16 protein-coding genes and 1 pseudogene are annotated in these 20,798 nt (G+C 41.8%); all 17 read left to right on the forward strand.

Annotated elements, in window-relative coordinates; all coding sequences use genetic code 11:
• The first annotated feature begins 132 nt into the window (after window positions 1-132).
• A pseudogene (locus QUB14_RS25845) lies at window positions 133-756 on the forward strand (NAD-dependent epimerase/dehydratase family protein).
• Between the two features lie 341 nt (window positions 757-1,097).
• The gene (gene hepA / locus QUB14_RS25850; RefSeq protein ID WP_333220664.1) at window positions 1,098-2,933 is read left to right on the forward strand and encodes a heterocyst formation ABC transporter subunit HepA; all 1,836 of its coding nucleotides are present in this window, start codon (window positions 1,098-1,100) and stop codon (window positions 2,931-2,933) included.
• An 88-nt stretch (window positions 2,934-3,021) separates the two neighbouring features.
• A complete protein-coding gene (locus QUB14_RS25855; RefSeq protein WP_333220662.1) occupies window positions 3,022-3,618 on the forward strand; it encodes a hypothetical protein in 597 nt (198 codons plus the stop codon).
• Between the two features lie 33 nt (window positions 3,619-3,651).
• Window positions 3,652-4,593, forward strand: a complete 942-nt coding sequence (locus QUB14_RS25860) for a glycosyltransferase (RefSeq protein ID WP_333297372.1) — start codon at window positions 3,652-3,654, stop codon at window positions 4,591-4,593.
• A gap of 92 nt (window positions 4,594-4,685) precedes the next feature.
• Window positions 4,686-5,633 (forward strand): glycosyltransferase, encoded by a 948-nt coding sequence (locus QUB14_RS25865; RefSeq protein ID WP_333220658.1) that lies wholly within the window; start codon window positions 4,686-4,688, stop codon window positions 5,631-5,633.
• Between the two features lie 16 nt (window positions 5,634-5,649).
• Window positions 5,650-7,797 (forward strand): hypothetical protein, encoded by a 2,148-nt coding sequence (locus QUB14_RS25870; RefSeq protein WP_333220656.1) that lies wholly within the window; start codon window positions 5,650-5,652, stop codon window positions 7,795-7,797.
• A gap of 70 nt (window positions 7,798-7,867) precedes the next feature.
• Window positions 7,868-8,881, forward strand: a complete 1,014-nt coding sequence (locus QUB14_RS25875) for an exostosin domain-containing protein (RefSeq protein WP_333220666.1) — start codon at window positions 7,868-7,870, stop codon at window positions 8,879-8,881.
• A gap of 135 nt (window positions 8,882-9,016) precedes the next feature.
• Window positions 9,017-10,147, forward strand: a complete 1,131-nt coding sequence (locus tag QUB14_RS25880; protein ID WP_333220654.1) for a hypothetical protein — start codon at window positions 9,017-9,019, stop codon at window positions 10,145-10,147.
• 547 nt (window positions 10,148-10,694) lie between these two features.
• Window positions 10,695-11,957: an acyltransferase gene (locus QUB14_RS25885; RefSeq protein ID WP_333220653.1), complete on the forward strand. Its 1,263-nt coding sequence runs from the start codon at window positions 10,695-10,697 to the stop codon at window positions 11,955-11,957.
• Window positions 11,958-12,021: 64 nt separating this feature from the next.
• Complete coding sequence (locus QUB14_RS25890; RefSeq protein WP_333220651.1) at window positions 12,022-12,861, forward strand: hypothetical protein; 840 nt, start codon at window positions 12,022-12,024, stop codon at window positions 12,859-12,861.
• A 44-nt stretch (window positions 12,862-12,905) separates the two neighbouring features.
• Window positions 12,906-14,039 (forward strand): glycosyltransferase family 4 protein, encoded by a 1,134-nt coding sequence (locus QUB14_RS25895; RefSeq protein WP_333220649.1) that lies wholly within the window; start codon window positions 12,906-12,908, stop codon window positions 14,037-14,039.
• Between the two features lie 720 nt (window positions 14,040-14,759).
• Window positions 14,760-15,257, forward strand: coding sequence for a transposase (locus tag QUB14_RS25900; protein WP_333220647.1), 498 nt, complete (start codon window positions 14,760-14,762; stop codon window positions 15,255-15,257).
• On the forward strand, window positions 15,236-15,760 hold the full coding sequence (locus QUB14_RS25905; RefSeq protein ID WP_333220645.1) for a glycosyltransferase family 4 protein: 525 nt from the start codon (window positions 15,236-15,238) through the stop codon (window positions 15,758-15,760). Before QUB14_RS25900 ends, QUB14_RS25905 begins: the two co-directional genes overlap by 22 nt.
• On the forward strand, window positions 15,757-16,887 hold the full coding sequence (locus QUB14_RS25910) for a glycosyltransferase family 4 protein (protein ID WP_333220643.1): 1,131 nt from the start codon (window positions 15,757-15,759) through the stop codon (window positions 16,885-16,887). The genes QUB14_RS25905 and QUB14_RS25910 overlap by 4 nt, the downstream gene beginning before the upstream one ends.
• 261 nt (window positions 16,888-17,148) lie before the next feature.
• Window positions 17,149-18,180 (forward strand): glycosyltransferase family 2 protein, encoded by a 1,032-nt coding sequence (locus QUB14_RS25915; protein ID WP_333220641.1) that lies wholly within the window; start codon window positions 17,149-17,151, stop codon window positions 18,178-18,180.
• A 47-nt stretch (window positions 18,181-18,227) separates the two neighbouring features.
• Window positions 18,228-19,202, forward strand: a complete 975-nt coding sequence (locus QUB14_RS25920; RefSeq protein WP_333220638.1) for a glycosyltransferase family A protein — start codon at window positions 18,228-18,230, stop codon at window positions 19,200-19,202.
• A 22-nt stretch (window positions 19,203-19,224) separates the two neighbouring features.
• Window positions 19,225-20,652, forward strand: coding sequence for an O-antigen ligase family protein (locus QUB14_RS25925; RefSeq protein WP_333220636.1), 1,428 nt, complete (start codon window positions 19,225-19,227; stop codon window positions 20,650-20,652).
• Window positions 20,653-20,798: the final 146 nt, after the last annotated feature.

The raw sequence follows: 20,798 nt of genomic DNA on the forward strand, positions 1-20,798 counted from the left end.
AAGCTATTAAAGCGAGGGTTAATCCTGCTGTGCAGACCCCATCTTTAATACCCCTGGTTTAGACCTGAATCCTTACAAAAATATGGTCATGATTATGTAATTGATGACTTATCTTTTGGAAATATAAAAATTTTGACTATTCCTGATGTATGTTTTTATCAGCTAGATATTTTAAATGAAAATGACTTAAAAGAAGTTATTCATAAAATTAATCCCAATTGGATTATTCATCTGGCAGCCATACACTTTATACCCTACTCCAATCAACATCCTTTTAAGCCGAGTAACATTAACATATAAGGGACTATCAACGTATTAAACGCTGCGAAAAGCTTGAAAATTTTAGAAAAGATGTTTTTTGCTTCGACAGCAGCAGTTTATCCAATTTGTGATCGTGCTATTCCAGAAAACCAGCAAACTAATCCTCTATATATTTACGGCTTATCTAAACTAGCTGACGAACATTTGATGAATTAATTTCATCTACAAACATCTATTCCTACAATAATTTTCAGGTTTTTCAATGCGTTTGACCCAAATGAGGCTAATTTGCACTTGATTGCTGAAATTCAAAGGCAAGTTAATTCCGGGCTAAGAACTATTGAGTTCGGCAATCTCGAACCAAAACGAGATTTTACCCACACGTATGATATGGCAAGAGCCATTATTATGCTACTTAATAAGTTTGATTCCGGAATAGATGTGTTTAACTTAGGGAGTGGGCAAGAATATTCGGTGATAGATGTAGTAAAATAATGTGAGAATCAACTGGGAGAATAAATTACAATTAAAGTGGATCAGTCTAGAGTGAGAATAGTAGAGCGAATGCCTTTACGGGCTGACATCTCTAACCTTAAACCCTTTATAAACTGGAAGCCGGAGAGAGATTAGTATAAGTGAGGGAATTAAAACTTTAATTAACCTATGACCGTTTTCTCGGTAGCAATTGTTTGACCTTCTGCTGATTGTGTCCAACTTGAGATTAGGGTTTAGTACCTATCTCATTTTGGCTAGGTAATTATTTCATGTTAATGATCTTTCTTGCCTAACTGCTTAACGCTTTAGTTAACCTTCGTAATTTCTATGTTCTCTAACTCATGAATAAAATCCGTATTTATTTGAAAAAATCTGAGTTATGGCAGGAAAATTACTTGATTTTGAGAGAATTCAAACATTTTCCCAGAATTGTAGTTCTTGCTTTTATATTCACCTTTTTAGCTGCCACTTTTGAAGGGGTAGGAATTGGCTTTTTACTTTCCTTTATACAAAGCTTAACAAACCCCACTGGAGAATCTATCAAAACAGGAATTCAATGGATTGATATTTGGATATTAGGGGCAAATACTTCAGCTAATAGCCAAACTGTTCGCCTTAGCATTCTAATCCTACTTAGCACTTGGATGCGTGCATCCTTTAACTACTTATCTATTATTTATATAGAAATTTCTCAGATTAAATTATTAGATAGACTTCGTAAGCAAATCTTTGAGCAGCTTCAAGCTTTTAGTCTTGGATACTTTGCTAAAACGAAGTCAGGAGAACTCGTTAACACCATCACAACTGAACTAGAGAGAATCAAAACTGCTTTTGGAGGAGTCGCCTTTGTAATCACCCGATGCTTGGTAGGGGTAGTTTATGTGTCAACGTTGCTGCTGCTGTCATGGCAACTCACACTCCTGGCAGTGATGCTATTCAGTCTCCTGGCAGTGGGGCTATCTACGCTGAATGTAAGGGTACGAGAAGAAAGTTTTGAAATTTCAGCAGCTAACGGTCATTTTACTTCAACGGCTGTAGAATTTATCAACGGAATTCGTACCATTCAATCGTTTGCTGCCCAAGAGTTTGAGCGGAAACGATTCTATGAGAGTAGTTCCCGTGTAGCCGAAAGCCTTATCAAAATAACTCGGCTGATGTCATTAGTTAAACCCTTGTCAGAAAGTATCGCTACAACAATTCTTGTCAGCCTGATTATTATGGCATTCAATGGCATCCTCATCGGTAAGTCATTACCTGTTGCTTCATTACTTACATTTTTCTTTGTATTGTTCCGTTTAGTACCAACCTTACAGGACGTGAACGGAACAAGGGTTGTTCTGAGCGGACTAGAGGGAGCAGCAGTTAATGTTAAAGAACTATTGAGAACAGATAATAAAGATTATTTCCCGAACGGACACCTAGAGTTTTCAGGATTGAAAAGGGCGATCAATTTAGTTTCTGTAGATTTCGGATATGAACCTGACAATTTGGTGCTACACGACATTAGCTTGACGATCGAACGAGGCAAGATGACCGCTTTGGTAGGAGGATCTGGGGCTGGGAAGAGTACACTCGCTGATCTCATTCCGCGATTTTACGATCCAACGCGGGGCACGATTCTGATTGATGGAGTTGATTTGAAAACCTATGAAATTAAGTCGCTGCGCCAAAAATTGGCAGTTGTCAGTCAGGACACTTTCATTTTTAATGCTGATGTTCGTGACAACATTGCCTATGCTTTGGAAGGAGTAGAGGAGGCAGACATTGTAGAAGCTGCCCGCCAAGCTTATGCTTTAGAGTTTATCCAGCAGCTACCGGAGGGATTCGACACCCAACTAGGCGATCGCGGTGTACGTTTATCAGGTGGTCAGCGCCAGAGACTTGCGATCGCTCGTGCTTTGTTGCGCGATCCAGAAATCTTGATTTTGGACGAAGCTACAAGCGCTTTAGATTCCGTATCTGAGCGACTGATCCAGGAGTCATTGGAAAAGCTGTCTATGGGTCGGACTGTAATTGCGATCGCCCATCGACTTTCTACAATTACTCGTGCCGATCAAGTAGTGGTACTTGAGCAGGGACGAATTGTAGAGCAAGGGAAATATCAAGAGTTGTTAGAACAACGCGGTAAACTCTGGAACTATCACCAAATGCAACATGAATCAGGGGCTTCCAGTTAAACAAACCCTTGTTTAGAAACAATTTCCGTTATGAACTGAGTGTTAATGAATTAAGAACACGAACCTGAGCCTCATACTTGAAAACACGATGAAAATCCTTTTTGTGAGTCCTAGCTATTATCCTGCGATTGGTGGAGTTGAAACCCAAGCTCGTCTGGTTGCACAGGAGCTGGCTCAAAAGCATCAAGTCAGCATTGCTGCGGCAAACTTTGGTTTTAGGCATCCTCAATATGTTCCGGGGTGGTTAGGAAAGAGGATGATGATTGAATCACTTTATAACAATCTTTTAGCACCTAGTTATCCCAGCTTTCAGGATGGTGATATTCCTCTTCATGCAGTTACTCCAAACCTGAGCGAGATCCTGCGCTTACTGCCCATCTTGCTCCGAACTCTACCGCTCCTACGAAGCTATACCCAACCTTTTCTCGACTGGTTCAGCTATCAATGCTATCGCTCGGTCTTTGGGCCGAAACTAGAAAAACTGATGCAGGATGTTGATGTTGTCCATTGCTTGCTGGCCGATTATTTAGGGTTTACAGCCCTTGATGCAGCAAAAAAGCAGGGTATTCCTTGTATTTGCACACCTTATGTCCATCCCGGGCCGTCTGGAGACAACTCCGTCAGTATTCAATCTTATCCACGCTTCCAATCTATTGGGGCGCTTACAGAAGGCGCTCGCCAATAATAATTGAATCATGTTATTAAAGTAGGAGTTATTATGCCCAAAGTTTCAGTTATTATCCCAGCTTACAATGCAATGGCTTTTCTTCCAGAGACGTTAGAAAGCGTTCTAAATCAGACCTTTACTGATTTTGAAGTTTTAATCATTAACGATGGAAGTCCTGATGACATTGTAGAATGGGCTGCTGAAATCAAAGATTCAAGAGTAAAACTAATTTCTCAAGAAAATCAAGGTTTATCAGGAGCGCGAAACACGGGAATTTGGTCTTCTAAAGGTGAATATTTAGCATTTTTAGATGCTGATGATATTTGGGAATTCAGTAAGCTAGAAAAGCAAGTGGAATGCTTGGACAAAAATCTAGATGTTGGTATGGTAAGTTCTTGGATTTCCACAATTGATTCTAACGGAAATCTTATAAATATTTATCGTAATTATAAAGATGGAAATGAGCTTAAACGAGAATTATTTCGATCCAATATCATTTTTTGTGGTAGTACCGCATTAGTCCGACGGATGTGTTTTGAAAAAGTAGGCTTTTTTGAACGCAGCCTTAGCTCGGCAGCAGACTGGGATATGTGGCTACGTATTGCTATACATTACTCAATCTCTGTGATAAAAGAACCACTTGTTCGATATCGCAGGCATCCTAATAGTATGTCTAGAAAGCAAAGGATGATGCTTCAAGAAGTTGATCGGGTAATGGAACGTTCGTTTCAATCAGCACCACAGGACTTTCAAATTTTGAAAGGAATTGGCTCTAGCCATGTTAGCGTTGTGAATGCTTGGGACTACATTGCCAAGGATGATGTTCATGAAGCTTACTGGTTTGCAAAGCAGGCTTTTATTAGAAGACCACAACTGATGTTTTCTATTTCTTACCTTCACCTAATTTTATTAATTGCTGCCAAGCAGTTTTTGAAACCTCAGACTTATAAAGCTCTGCATTCACTTTTATTCGGCTCGCAGCAAGTAAATTGACTAATTGCAGTTAAGGATTTTGTATTGTATTTACAACTTCCTGCGATTATTAATCATAATGATTGAATCATGTTATTAAAGTAGGAGTTATTATGCCCAAAGTTTCAGTTATTATCCCAGCTTACAATGCAATGGCTTTTCTTCCAGAGACGTTAGAAAGCGTTCTAAATCAGACCTTTACTGATTTTGAAGTTTTAATCATTAACGATGGCAGCCCTGATGGCATTGTAGAATGGGCTGCTGAAATCAAAGATTCAAGAGTAAAACTAATTTCTCAAGAAAATCAAGGTATATCAGGAGCGCGAAACACGGGCATTTGGTCTTCTCAAGGTGAATATTTAGCATTTTTAGATGCTGATGATATTTGGGAATCCAGTAAGCTAGAAAAGCAAGTAGAGTATTTGGAAAAACATCTAGACGTTGGTTTGGTAAGTTCTTGGATATCTAATGTCGATCGCAACGGAAATCTTATAGATATCTATGATTGTTCTGAAGCTGGAGAGGACCTTACAAAAGAACTATTTCGCTCTAATATCCTTTATTGTGGTAGTACTCCCTTAATCCGTCGCATTTGTTTTGAAAAAGTAGGCTTTTTTGAACGCAGCCTTAGCTCGGCAGCAGACTGGGATATGTGGTTACGTATTGCTCTGCATTTCCCAATTTTTGTGATCCAAGAACCACTTGTTCGATATCGGAGATATCCTAATAGTATGTCTACAAACTTCAGGTTAATGATTCAGGAACTTGATCAGGTGATGGAACGTTCGGTTCAATTAGCTCCAGAGGAATTTAAGAATGTAGAAAGAAGTGGTTCTAGCAATCTGTGCACCCTGTATGCTTGGGGATACCTTATTAAAGATGATTTTCATGAAGCTTTCTGGTTCGCCAAGCAGGCTTTCATTAGGAGACCAAAATTAATATTTTCTATCTCTTATCTTCACCTAATCTTCTTGATTGCTGCCAAGCAGTTTTTGAAACCTCAGACTTATAAAGCCCTGCAGTCAACATTATTGTTTTGGAAACCAAGAGAAAAAAAATAACTTATTTGCAACTTCTATGAAACAACCTCACCTGACTATTGAATTAATAAGGCAAGCACACTTTCACTCATTTGATGTGTTTGACACGGCCTTGACTCGCATCTGGGCTAAGCCAACCGATTTGTTTTGGGAGTTAGGCAATCACTTAAAGCACGACGGTCTAATTACAATTTCTCCAGAGGTTTGGAGTCAGCTGAGAATTGAAGCTGAGGGCAGGGCAAGACAAGGATCTGCAACGAATGAAGTAACACTACAGGAAATTTACGATCGACTAGCTGAATCCTTGAATTGGAGCGAAATAGATAGCAAGAAAGCAATGCACAATGAAATTCAACTAGAACGTGCTAGCCTCCGTCCAGTTCCAGCCATTCAGCTCAAAATTCAAGCGTTACACCAGGAAAATCAATCGCTCGCCTATCTCTCAGATATGTACTTACCCTCGGAGGCGATTCGAGGCTTTCTCAAAGATCATCAAATTTGGGCAGAGGGTGATGTACTCCACGTCTCCAATGAAGTCGGACTTCATAAGGTATCCGGACAACTATTCCAACATCATCTCACCCAGTCTCAACTCAAAGCCTCTCAGCTTTGCCACAGCGGAGACAATCTATATTCTGATATCAAAGTACCCAAAAAACTAGGCATTCAAGTTCAGCCTTTCCTGGAAACACATCTAAATCGCTACGAAGGACTCATTGCCGACAACCAACAATTGCCACTTCGATTTCGTTCGCTTTTAGCAGGTGCCAGCCGCTTGTGTCGGTTGCACTGCCAAGAGACAGACTTGCATCGACAGGTAATCTGGAATACAGCGGCCAATGTCATCGCCCCTGTATTTCTTGGGTTCGTGCATTGGACCCTAGAGGAGGCGAAGCGTCAGGGAATCCGGAGGCTGTATTTCATGGCAAGAGATGGACAAATTCTCTGGAAAATCGCCCAGATCATGTGCCGTAAGTGGGGCTATGACATCGACTGTCAATACTTTTATGGGTCCCGGCAAGCCTTTCACTTTCCCTCAATTCAACAAATTGGTGAAACCGAACAGGAATGGCTCTTTGACAAACCCCCGTTCTTCTCAGTGCGGTTAGCGTGCGCTCGCGTCAATATTCAACCTGAACAGATTGCTGATGCACTCACACGCCACGGTTTGTCTGCCGAGATGTGGGACAAAAATCTGACCGAACAGGAATTCACGGCGCTCAAAGCAGCATTTCAGGATCGAGAGATTATCGATCGGATTGTTGACTTGGCTGCTATCTACCGAGAGAAAGCGATCGGCTACTTCCAACAATCAGGCATTGGTGATGGGACATCGTTTGCGATCGTCGATTCTGGCTGGACTGGGCGATCGCAACGCTCATTCAGTCAAATCTTGGCAATTGCCAATCTATATCCCGACGGTGGAGTGCCTGGGTTTTACTTTGGATTGGAAAGACGTATCACACCATTCTCAACCGACCGTTTAATACCTTATTTCTTCGAGCCTGATGCCATCACCGAACGGCGTTCGCTTAGCAGTTCTCCGATTTTAGAGCTGTTCCTGGCTGCGGATCATGGCAGCACTGTCAGATACGAGAAACACGATCGGCAGTACACTCCGATACTGAGATCTGAGAAAAATGAAAGAGGTCTCGAATGGGGAGTCTTAGTTCAGCAGCAAGCAATCCTAGATTTTACTGAGCGATTGACAGATCATTTGCGGCCTCAAGAGTGTGAAGTAAGGTATTTTCATCAAGTGACAGAAGACGTGCTCAGAACCTTTATCCACTTGCCGAACAAAGAGGAAGCCCAGGTATTTGGTAGTCAGCCATTTTCAGATCAACAGTTAGAAAGTAAGTTTCATGACCTGGCGCCCGCCTACTCTCTAATAGATGGCTTTAGAATGATGTTTGACAAACACTATGTCAGTGATTTTGTCTGGCTACCAGCATCGATTCAACGCAGCGCACCACTCACTAGGAGTGTGCTACGATACATCAAAGGATTGCGAGACAGCTTAAATTACGCCCGCTGGACCCGACAGGCACACCTCGTAGGAAAGGAGCAGCTATCTTGGGATTTTGCTAAAAAAGCAGTACAGTCTTGCCCTGCTATTTTGCTCTCACGCAGCTTCATTCGCACCAATGTTTCCCTCGCTGCACGCTCAAAGCTCTTTAGGAGGTGATGAATCCCTCTCAGCAGATGGCATCTAGTAACGTGGAAATTGTACTGCTCGAAAAGGAATTTTGAAAAACATGAAACTCTACTTTACCACTACAGCAAAAGGGCAGCATCTTCATGCTGCGCCGCATCTTATTGAGCTAGGAAAAAAAGCCATTCAAAGTGAATTTAACCAAAGATATTTTTTAGCCAAAGACTCAAATGAGGCGGATTTAATCATTTATGTGGAGCCTTGGTATATTAAACACAGACAATATGTTTTTACTCTGCTATCAGAAGATATAATTATAAAATCACCCAACCGATGTTTCGCAATTGATTGTGCAGATACGTCATGGGGTTTGATGCCAGGAGTTTACACTGGTTTGAGCTCGTCTCAGATTAATAGAAAGCGATTTAGATATGGTGGTTACTTAACAGAATACAATTCGATTGCCGATGAGGTTTTTAGCAGAAAAAAAAATATTGAACCTAAGCTATTATTCTCATTCCGTGGACATGCATCCTCTCCTACCCGCTTAAAGATTTTTGAATCAAACTTTTCCAGAGATGACATTGCAATAAACCGCACTTATGAATGGTGTAATCACTCAGTTGAACAAAAACTATTGTATACAGAAGAGTTAATTAATAGTAAATTCGTTCTTTGCCCTGGAGGAAATTGTCCCGCATCCATTCGCTTATTTGAAACCATGAAGATGGGTAGAGTACCCGTCATCCTATCAGACGATTGGGTCGCACCAGATGGACCAACATGGCTAGATTTCTCCATTAGAGTTTCCCAAAGTAAAATTCATGAGTTACCAGAAATTATTGAGCGGTATGAAGCTCAAGCTTTCACCATGGGAAAGTTAGCTAGAGAAGCATGGGAAAAGTGGTTTAGTCCTGATGTAATCTACATACGTATGCTTAATTATATAGAAAGTATTTATCTAGAGCGAGACAGCAACTATGATGAGAGAAAGTATCAGGAAGAATGGCTATCCTGGAAATTTCAGTGGGAAAGAGGTTGGACTTCCTTGCAAAGAGCTACAATAGTTTTGAGAAGGCAGATTTCCAAAAATTCAATAAGCCAAGAAAAACAATAGTATGATGCAATCTCTTAACTCATCACGACTACTTGTATCGCTTGAAATCTTAAACTCTAATATCTGTTTGGCACAGATTCACTTAGATTTCTCGGGCAACCCACCTTTAGCAAACAAGAGAGAGGTTCTTTGAATATGATTAAAAACTTTAATGAGAAATTATATTTTTTTTGTTACCCGCGGTCTCCAGAACATGCTGCCTTTCAACATCATTTAATTTGTTTGGCAGAAGGTTTTAGAGATTTAGGAATTAATTCCTATTCAAATCTAAATTCCTGGAGATTGGCATTTGACAAAGATGACTACTTGTTTCGTCACGCTCCAAATATCACACCAGACAACTGCTCTATTGTAATTTTAGATAGTAATTGGTTTGGATATAGTGGTTCCCTTCCAGAATTTTTATTTCATCCTCAGCGCACTTATAAAACTGTTTTTATTGATATTGAAGATGGTTTAAATACTGCACTTTTTAAGCCAGAATTCAGAAAATTTGATCTCATATTTAGAACACATTTCAATAAGTTCTTTTGGTTTCCCCCCAATGTTTACCCTTGGGCTTTTGGATTATCAGATAGAATTTTAAAGGCAGTAGAACCGACAATAGATTTTAAAGATCGAAAGAAACAAATGCTTATAAATTTTAGGAACTTCAATAACAACCCTCATAGTGTTAGAAAGTTCGTTTATAAAGTCCTTCCTTCCAAGAGTCAAAATATATTTTCTATCGATTCTTCAATAGATAGTATTGAAGACCAAACGATGAGTGAATACGATAAATTTTTGTGGGCAGAAACAGGGGGACGCCACTTTTCAGGATACTATAAACGGTTAAGTGAATCAGTCGCTTGTGCATGCTTTGGCGGCTATTTTGTCTCTCCGTATCCACCTGATCCCTCTACTTTGATGAGCCGTTTATTAAAGAGGGCTTTAGACAAGTTAGAACTAAAATCAAATCGAGTTGCTCAATGGGATAGCTGGCGCTTTTGGGAAGCGCTAGCAGCAGGCTGTGTTGCTTTCCATATTGATCTGGAAAAATATGGAGCAGTTCTACCCGTCATGCCTGAGAAATGGAAACACTATATAGGTGTTGATTTAGATGATATTGATAGCGTGTTTGAAAAAATTATTGACAATCCAACGCTCTTAGAAGAAATATCTTTAGATGGTAAACAATGGGCTATTGAGAACTATAGCCCTGTGCCTACAGCAATCAGATTTTTGGAAACTATCCAGGCAAAGTCAGTGGACTCTGCTCGCATTTAGTCAGCATATAGGCTAGCTAAGCTGCTATTTATGTTGTAGAGAGTTGTCATTTTGGTTTAAGTTAATGGTGAATATTCCTTTGCTTAATTATAGAGAAAGTATTTATCTAGAGCGAGACAGCAACCATGATTAGAAAAAGTATCAGGAATAATGGCTATCCTGGAAATTTCAGTGGGAAAGAGGTTGGACTCCCTTGCAAAGAGCTACAATAGTTTTGAGAAGGCAGATTTCCAAAAATTCAATAAGCCAAGAAAAACAATAGTATGATACAATCTATTTTTGACAAGGTTTTACTCGCCGTATTCACCCACTATATTACTGTCCCGCAGTTTCATTCGCACCAATTTCTCTCTCTCAACACAATTGAGGTTCAATTCCCAATGCTACAAATGGTTACAGTTTTTCACAGTAGAATTTGAGTTTTTTAGAAGGTGATGAGTCACCCTAAGTCGGTGGCATTTTACTAACGCCAAATTGTTGTTTCAGATTTAAAAGATGCCTATATTCAGCCAGTGTTTTCTCTTTACTTTTTCCACTAAATTATGATATGCGTGAGAATACCCTAGCTGACTTGGATCTACGTGAACATTTTGTCCCACCTGATAGCAAAACACGTAGTAAAGCCTCCCATAACTATGCCTTAGAAGGGTTACGTGGACTCGCTGCCCTGTGGGTTGCTTATGCCCATGTTTTTGGTTTTAAATACGAACTTGACCCTGCTTATCATCCAACTTTCCCGTTTCAGGACTATTTTCACGCCGCCCATGGAGGCATTTTAATTTTCTTTGTTCTCTCTGGCTATGTTATTGGTCTAACGAACCAAGCACCCTTCTCACGAGCCAATGTCCTTCGTTACTTACTACGGCGTTTCATCCGCTTGTATCCAATCTACTTGCTCTCCATAATCCTTGGATTGCTGGCATCACCGCATGATACCTGGAAAACGGTTGTTGGTAACTTATTCTTCTTGCAGGGGTCAATCGCTGCCCTTCTGTCAGGCAACGGCGTTCTATGGACGCTGCATTACGAAGTCATTTATTACCTTGCTTTTATAGCAATTTGGTATTTCCGTCCTAAGACTATACCCCTTGTATGGAGTACGTTCATTGTGGCGTGTCTAGGTTGGTTTATTCCCTCGTTTCCACAACTTCTATCTGGCTATGCTGCGGGTTGGCTGTTTTGGTTATTTGGGCTTTGGCTAGCTTGGAACAGACAAGTAGTAGGACATCCGTCAAAAGTTCCTTTGTTTACCTATCTATTCCTATTCATTGCTACGGATCGTTTGGGTACTGTGGAATTCCTCCTCGATAGCTTAGGCTTTGCTCGTTCAAATGCTTCAGAGATAGATCTTACTGATCTGGCCTATTTTCCCATCTGCGCTCTCTTATTTACAGCAGTTGCCAATTGTCCGTTACCTGGCTGGCGAGTTCTAAAGGTATTGGCTATAGGCATACCCCTAGCCCATAGCATTTATTTACTAACCATAGGTCACTTGTTGGAAGATGTTACTTTGAGGGTTGCTGCTGCACATACAGTTCTAGCAGTTGCCCTAATACGTTGGCGAATACAGTCTAAGACGATCGCTGTCTTTGCTTTCATTGGAAGCATTTCCTATGGGATCTATGTTTTGCATATGCCTATGATGCATCTGGTTTCCAACTACTTCCCCTGGAGTGGTTCTCCCGCGAGTTTCACCGTACGTTTACTTGCCTGGGGTGCTCTAACCATCGGTCTTGCCACTTTGTTAGAACTAACGATTCAGCCAATTTTGAAACGTTGGTTTCAGCAATCGATATTGGCTCGCATTTAGTCAGCATAGAGGCTGGCTAAGCTGATATTTATGTTGTAGATAGTTGTCATTCTGGTTTAAGTTAATGGTGAATATTCCTTATCATGTTGCTAGAATCCAAGGAAGGCTGATGCGCTCCCTTTATAAATCAGTACTTCCACAAATTGCAAAAATTCCTATAAAGCAAACTCAGCGTGTTCCAATAGCCGTTTACGCTCTTTCATGCGAGCGCGATCTACCAGAACAGGTAGCAAGTCTTCGCTCCTTCATCCGCTATGCTGGCATTCCTGAGCGTTTTACTATCATTTCTGATGGTAGCTACACCGAAAACAGTTGCAAGCTACTGGAGGGAATTCATCCCTGTGTTGAGGTAGTGCCGCTAGAAAAGCTGAAGCGAACCGATTTACCTCAATCTGTTTATGATTATGCCGCCCAGCATGCAATGGGCCGAAAGTTATTGGCATTACTGTCAATTCCTGTTAATCAGACAACGATTTATACCGACTCAGATATTTTATTTTTTCCAGGGGCTAGCGACTTAGTTAATTTAGCGAATTCAGGCAATACGGTTTCTCTTTATCTGCCTGACTGTGCTTGCAAAATGGATGAGCGAGTCATTTATGATGAGGGCGAAAAGTTAAATTCAGTAAACGGCGGATTTATTGTATTCAAAGGACCGTTGGATTGGAGCTTTGCCCTTGAACGCTTGTCAAAGCTAGAAGAACTTAATCATTATTTTACTGAACAAACTTTGGTACATTTGACAATGCACTACAATCAGGCCAAGCCTCTGTGTTCAAAACGATATGTTCTAAGTGTTGAAGATCAATTTATTTATCCCGATAAGTACGCTGGTAAAGAAATTGCCATGAGACATTACATTAATGATCTGAGACATAAGCTGTGGTTAAATGTAGCCATTTAAAATAGCTATCTAAAAAAAATAAATCCAAATATTTGAGGCAGCTAATGACTAACGAAAAACTAATTTATCTATATGCTTGTTCAGATATCAGTACAGGAGGTGGCTTCGAGACTTATGTATCCACTTTGGCAAGTTATGGGATGCCTGGGGTTAGTAAAGATGTCATTACATCACTAGAAGGTATCGATCAGAGCCAGTTCAAATTGCTTCACGTTCAGGAAGAAATGGCGTTAATTGATATTACAGGAGAATGTCCTTCTATCTTCACGGCTCACAATCACAACCCGTACTGTCCTAGTGGAACTAAGTATTTTCCAACCTCTGAACAATTTTGTACTCGTTCTATGTCCGTTCTGGGGTGTACGTGGGGTCATCTGATAGATGGATGCGGAAGTAGGCGGCCCCAAAACATTGTCCATAACATATCAAGCTCTTATCGGTTACTAGAAAAACTCAAAAAACTCAGAATTCCTGTTATTGCTAATAGTGATTATGTCCGCGAACAGCTTATTAAAAATGGTTTGCCTGCTGAGCAAACTGTAACATTGCGGTGCGGTACTCCGATTCCTAAAAGTGTTACTGCACCACTAACACTTGAAATCCACCAAAATCAAAGAATTTTGTTTGCAGGGCGAATTGTTCCTGATAAAGGGCTAGAATGGCTTCTCAAAGCTTTAGCTCAAACAGAGGTGTCAATTCATCTTGACATTGCTGGTGAAGGTTGGGATCGACCCCGGATGGAAAAATTGGTAAATCAATTGGGATTGAACAAGCGCGTGACTTGGCACGGTTGGTGTAACAGTGAAAGGATTGACGTACTTTATCAGCAGTGTTTTGCCATAATTTTTCCTAGTGTTTGGCCCGAACCTGCTGGGCTCATTACTTTGGAAGCTTATGCTCGTTATCGACCTGTCATTGCCAGTGCCGTTGGTGGAATTCCAGAGCATTTGCGTGATGGGGAAACAGGAATCCTTGTCCCGATTAATGACATTAAACAGCTAGCTGCTGCCATAACTGAGCTGAGTACAAATTATCAGAAAAGTCGCTTTTTAGGTCAACAAGGTCACGCCTGGTTTTTAAAAGAGTTCACAATGGAGGTTCATGTTAATAAACTTCAAAAAATATATGAAAAAACTATCGATTATTTTCACGATCACAACTTGTTATTTAGCGAATAAAAAATATAACTTTTCTCAGAAAGATGAGGTACAATAACAGCAGTGTGTAAACCAGTTAAAAATATTTGACGATGTAACTTGTCCGAATGCAAACTCTATGGCTTTTCCTAACTCTTGATTATTAGTAGTCTTGATAGAACGGAGAATGATTTTAAGTTTTGACCACAGATTCTCAATTGGTGAAAAATCTGGTGAATAAGGTGATAAGTATATTACAGCACTTCCGGGTGTTATGAGGTACAATAAGAATAGATTAAAAAAATACCTCTATGAAAGCATATTCAGTAGATTTGCGAACAAAAATAGTGGCAGCACATAAGCGAGCAAAATCTGTCGATCAGAAAAACAGCAGCGATATTTTCCGTCAGTAAAAGCTTAGTTCAAAAACTGGTCAAGCAACAAAAAATAGAGGGGAATTTACAGCCCTTACCCAGGGGGAAACCGAGATACAGTCATTTGAATAATTCCACAGCTTCTTTGAGAGAAATAGTGGCAGCACATCCCGATGCAACCTTACTAGAATTGTGTGAGTTATTTGCCCAGAAGACTGGAAATTGGGTGGGTAGAACAGCCATGTGTAACGCCTTACAAAAGTTGGGATTAAATCGTAAAAAAAAACAGTGAGAAGTAGCCAAGCCGGCACTGAAAGAGTCATGAAATTAAGGTTAGAGTATTGGGAAAAAGTCAAGCATATCGACCCAAAAAATCTAATATTTTTAGATGAGACGGGAGTATTACGCTTGTTTAACCAGAACTCATGCACGTTCCCAACGAGGAACGAGAGCCTATGCGGTCAAACCTTTTTATCGAGGCAAGAAAGTCACAGTAATTGGTGCAATTAGTTTCCAGCGAGGAGTGGCATTAATGACCCTAGACAACTCGATGGATAGCCAAGCATTTGATGTGTTTATCGCTCAATGTTTAGTGCCACAATTGTGGTCGGGAACAGTAGTAGTGATGGATAACTTACCAGCGCATAAAGTAGATTCAATTAAGCCTATGATTGAAGCGGTGGGTGCTTCTATCTTGTGTTTGTCCCCATACTCTCCTGATTTTAATCCAATTGAATTATGGTGGTCGCAACTCAAATCTTTATTGCGACAGTTTTCACCAACCAGCACTAAAATGGTTGACACGATAATTGCTGTGGCTCTTGACTTAATTAATCCGAAACATCTTAAAAACTGGTTTACTAATTGCTGCTACTGTACCTCATAACATCCGGAAGTGCTGTAAATAAAATCCTTGCCGGCTATCCTCAAGTAGAGGCGAGTTTTATGGGGACGGGCTTCCTTCAAGCTCAGGTTTATGCAGATTTCGAGCCATCTGTACACGAGCGCATCCGAGTTGTGCCACGCTACCAATATGAAACTCTGCCCGAACTCTTGCGCGGACACCACATCAAGCTTTTTCCTACCCTCTCCGAAGGGTTTAGCGTCGCTCTTATGGATGCTATAGCTTGCGGTTTAGCCCCTGTAATCACCACAACCCCGGGGCCGATGGAAGTCGTGCGCGATGGAGATAATGGGATTTTAGTCCCGCCCCGCGACAGTCTGGCGATCGAGCAAGCTTTGGAGCGCTTAATTACAGACCGCCCGTACTTAGAAAAATTGCGCTGTAATGCCTATGCTACGGCACAAAAGTATAGTTGGCACCGAATAGCCCGTGATAATCTGACTTTTTACGAAGCAGCGTTGTCTCATAAAAGAGGTACTAAATGAAGATTTGTATTGTTACTCATAAAGTCGGGATCGGTGATGGTCAAGGTCGGGTAAACTATGAATTTGCCTGGGAAGCTATTCGTCGCGGTCATCATGTTACCTTGTTAGCAAGTAGCGTAGATTTGGCACTGCAACAACACAGTCAAGTCGATTGGATTTCTATTCCGGTTAAAGGATATCCATTGCAACTGGTTCGGGAAATAGCTTTTTCCCTCCAAAGTGCTTGGTGGTTAAATAAACACCAAAAAGAATTTGACCTGATCAAACTCAATGGTGCAATTACTTCGGCGAGGGGAGATGTTAATGCAGTGCATTTTGTCCACAGTGCTTGGTTGCGATCGCCAGTCAATCGTTCAGAACAGCATCCGAGCTTGCGTAGCACTTACAACTGGTTCTACACCACTTTGAATGCTGATTGGGAAAAGAAAGCCTTCACTCAGGCGAAAGTGATCGTAGCGGTATCGAAGCAGGTGGAGAGAGAACTTGTAGAAATTGGCGTACCGCCAGAACGCATTCGGGTAATTTTGAACGGTGTAGATTTACAAGAGTTTTCTCCAGGAGAAGCTAAACGCCAAACCTGGGGTTTGCCTGAGGGCGTGACCCTTGCACTGTTTGCAGGAAATGCTCAAACTCCTCGTAAAAATTTGGATACAGTACTACGTGCCTTAGCACAGGTTCCTGAGTTACAATTGGTGGTTGCAGGGACAACGACAGGGACGACCTATCCGCAGCTAGTCGCTTCGCTAGAGTTGAGGAACAGGGTACATTTTCTGGAACACCGGACTGATGTACCAGAACTCATGAAAGCCGTGGATTTATTGGTATTTCCATCACGTTATGAGCCGTTTGGCTTGGTAGTTATCGAAGCGATGGCTGCTGGTCTACCTGTGATTACGGCTAGTACAACGGGTGCGGCTGAGTTGGTTACACCAGAATCAGGGGTAGTTTTGCCGAACCCAGACGACGCTCAGGCTTTGGCAAAGGCGCTCTTACCTCTGGCTGGCGATCGCAATTTAAGGAGTCAAATGGGTCAAGCCGCCAGAGTGATCGCGCAACAGCATAGCTGGAATAAGATGGCACAAAGCTATGTGGATCTATTCGAGGAATTAATTTCTCAAGGAGCGTGATGCCGCTATAACTCAAATTTTAAGGGTTAAAGACTAAAACTTTTGAAAAATGTAAGTAAGTCGGCGCGAAAAAAGGCAACTATGTAAGCGATGGTAAAGTATCTAAATGCTCTCTACTGGCTGGGTTAAAGCTGTTTACATACTGTTACATTATTCGGTTTAATCCCGCCTACCTACTTAGCAAATTTGAAAAGACTCGAACGAGCAAGATTACCTAAAACTTAGAAAGCAACAAAAATCCTCTATAAGGAGTTAATTATTATGTCGAAACAAGCTTCAGTTGCCGTTTGTATTCCCACCTATAATCAAGCGCAATACTTAGTGGAATCCGTGGGGAGCGCCTGTCGTCAAACTTATCCAAACGTGGAAGTCTGGGTGTCAGACGATTGTAGTACTGACGAAACCTCAGAGGTTATGGCAGAACTATGCCAGCAGTTTCCACAAGTCCGCTACCATCGCCAACCAAAAAACTTAGGCATTGCTGGCAACAACACTTGGCTTTTGAGCCAGCCAACAACTGAATTTATTCTTCGCTTGGACTCAGATGATTTGTTAATGCTGCATTATGTGGAGACTGTAGTAGCAGTTATGCAAAAATTCCCAGAGGCAGGATATGCTCACACTGCAGTACAGGAGATAAACGAGCATGGAGAAAATCGCTCTGTACGACGAGTATCTAGAAAAGAAGAATTTCAAGACTCGGAAAAGGCATTACTAGCATCAGTTTTAGGCTATAGAGTAGCAGCAAATATCTGTATGTTTAGGAGCCAAGCCTTACGAGAATTAAATGTTTATGAAAGCCGTCCAGAATTTGTTGAAGACTACGATCTGTCAGTAAGAATTGCAGATGCTGGATATGGCAACATTTATGTCGATGAAATATTAGCTTGCTATCGGGTCTGGAGTGATGTAAAAAAAACCCGTTCTAAGCGCAAATATTTGCAATTGAAAGGCTACATTCGTATTTTTGAGGAAAGTATGTTGCCTGCCTTTCAACGACGAGGATGGGATACGAAAGTAATAGATAAACAGCGGAAGAAATTTGCAATTTTACATTCAGCATACTGTTTTCTTCCTATTTACAATCAGGTCGAACGTACAGAGTTAGTTGCATTGTTGAAAAAACTAGGGGATTCACCTGCCTTACGGCTTCGTCTTTTGGCATTGTCTTGGGGTCTTGCTCCTTTCTTTGAATGGCAACATGCGACAGAACTAAAGTTAAAAGGCATAGTCAAAGGGTGGTTAAGCCAGCTACAAGGTGCTTCTAAAATTAAAACCACAGAACCAACATAAGCCGTTTTAGTAGAGGTAATTTCACTATTTAGCAGAGGCATACGCCCATGAACGCCATTACCGTTATCATTCCCACCTACCAACGCCCACATGACTTAACCCGTTGTCTGGAGGCACTAAAGCGGCAAACTCGTCCTCCTGATGAAGTGCTGGTGGTGGTGCGTGACAGCGATATTAACACTTGGACACTACTTAAAGATTTCAAGCTTGACTCCCTGGCATTGCATACTGTAACGGTGAGGGTTCCAGGAGTGGTAGCAGCGATGAATGCAGGGCTTGATGTCGCACAGGGAGAGATTATCGCTTTTACCGATGACGATGCTGCACCCCATCCTGATTGGTTGGCGCGGGTTGAAACTCACTTTCTGTCAGATGAACACATTGGCGGTGTCGGTGGGCGGGATTGGGTATACCTTGGTACAGAGTTGTTAGAGGGTAGCAGCGAGGTGGTGGGTCAAGTAGAGTGGTTCGGTCGTGTAATTGGCAACCATCACATCGGTGTGGGCAAGGCTCGCGAGGTCGATGTGCTTAAGGGCGTGAACATGAGTTATCGTCGGGCTGGCATAATGGGACGGCACTTTGATGAGCGGATGCGAGGCGCAGGAGCCCAAGTTCATTTTGAAATGTCATTTTGCTTAGCGTTGAGGCGGGCTGGTTGGAAGCTGATTTACGATCCGATGGTTGCAGTGGATCACTATCCAGGGCAACGTTTTGACGAGGATAAGCGAGATAAATTGAATACTCTCGCCTTAATTAATTCAGTACACAATGAAACCCTAGTTCTACTAGAGCATTTATCAGCTGTGCAACGCAGTGTGTTCCTCATGTGGGCAGTACTGGTTGGGACGCGAGATGCTCTCGGTTTTCTACAGTGGTTGCGATTTTTGCCTAGCGAAGGAGCCTTAGCAGGAGAGAAGTGGTTAGCATCATTTCAGGGGCGTTGGCAGGGTTGGCGGACTTGGCGACAGTGGGTAAGCCAAGCGCGGCGAAGCGATCGCCATTTAGATAGGGTCTCGATGTGATTTTTTTTCGTGGAGATATTTGGTGAGTAATGGGCAAACGCCTTTAAACATCTCTTCGGCGGTTAGCTCTTCTCAAGACCCATCCTCGAAAAAGGGTTGGGCGGCAATCTTGGGGTTAGTCATTTTGACAGCACTAGCTATGGTGGGTGCAGGTAGTATTCTGCGCCCCCTGATCGTACTAGATTCGTTTGCTGTAGGTGTGTTCCTGTATCGGCGGTATCCCATCCTATATATGGGTTTCGCTTGGTGGTTATGGTTCTTAGCGCCGTTTGTTGCTCGTATGATTGATTATCGTACTAGCTTCGATCCACTGCGACTGGTACTGTTAAGTCAGTATTTGGTAACGTTAGTAACGTTACATACCTTATTAAAACACCTACCTAAAGTGTCTCCTCAAGATGGCTTACCCTTTGTCTTAGCCTTTGTGGGTGTAGTTTATGGCTTTCTCGTTGGACTAATTAATACCTCACCGATTACGGCTTTCCGGGGACTTCTAGACTGGTTAACTCCTATCCCCTTCGGTTTCTACTTATTTATTAACTGGCGGGATTATCCTGAATACCGCCAAAACATTCAACGTGTATTCCTTTGGGGTGTCTTGGTTACAGGAGCCTATGGAGTAGCGCAATACCTACTGGTTCCTGAGTGGGATCGATTTTGGCTGATCAGTACAAAACTCAAAAGCTTTGGCGATCCTGAACCGTTTAAGCTCCGGATATGGAGTACAATGCCATCTCCTGGACCTTTTTCCGTAATGATGATGGCAGGTTTGCTGTTGTTATTCACGAGTAAAGAGGCTTTACGCCTTCCTGCCGCCGGGGCTGGCTACCTCGCCTTTCTACTAACGATGGTACGTACTGTGTGGGGAGCTTGGTTCCTAGGACTTCTTATCCTTATGGGTTCACTAAAGGCTCACCTTCAAATGCGCCTGATCGTTACCATTCTGATGATGGCAGTTTGTGTTGTTCCCTTGGTTACTATAGAACCATTCGCCACAACCATAACTACTCGTCTTCAAACTTTATCTAATATAGATAAGGATGACAGCGCGAACGTTAGGAAGGAGATCTATGAAAGGGGTCTTAACAGCGCTCTGACTAACGCTTTAGGTAACGGAATAGGAAATACGTTCATTGCAAAGGATGGTAAGCTCGAGCCGGTTATCATTGACAGTGGGATTCTGGATTTGTTTTTTACATTAGGGTGGTTTGGAGCCGTCTTTTACCTGGGTGGTCTTCTTCTACTTCTCTATAACCTGTTCCAATATTCTGAGTACCGCTTTGATCCTTTCATGGCTGCTGCCCGTGCCATCAGTATCGGTTGTTTCATGACGCTACCTGGGGGTAGCACGATGCTGGCTTTCGGAGGAATTGTTCTTTGGGGTTTCTTAGGCATTGCCATAGCTGGGCATAAGTACCACCAGTATCAACGCACTGCCAAACTCGATTAAACTTAATGCGCTTAGTTAGTAGCCATTTTTGATGAAAGGCAATCAGTTAGCTTGATACAGCGTATCCCCGGTTTATGAGGTACAGTAACAACAGTGTGTAAACCAGTTTTTTAAATGTTTGGGATTCATCAAATCGAGTGCGGTGG

Source organism: Microcoleus sp. B3-D2, assembly GCF_036705345.1.
Taxonomy (GTDB): Bacteria; Cyanobacteriota; Cyanobacteriia; order Cyanobacteriales; family Microcoleaceae; genus Microcoleus.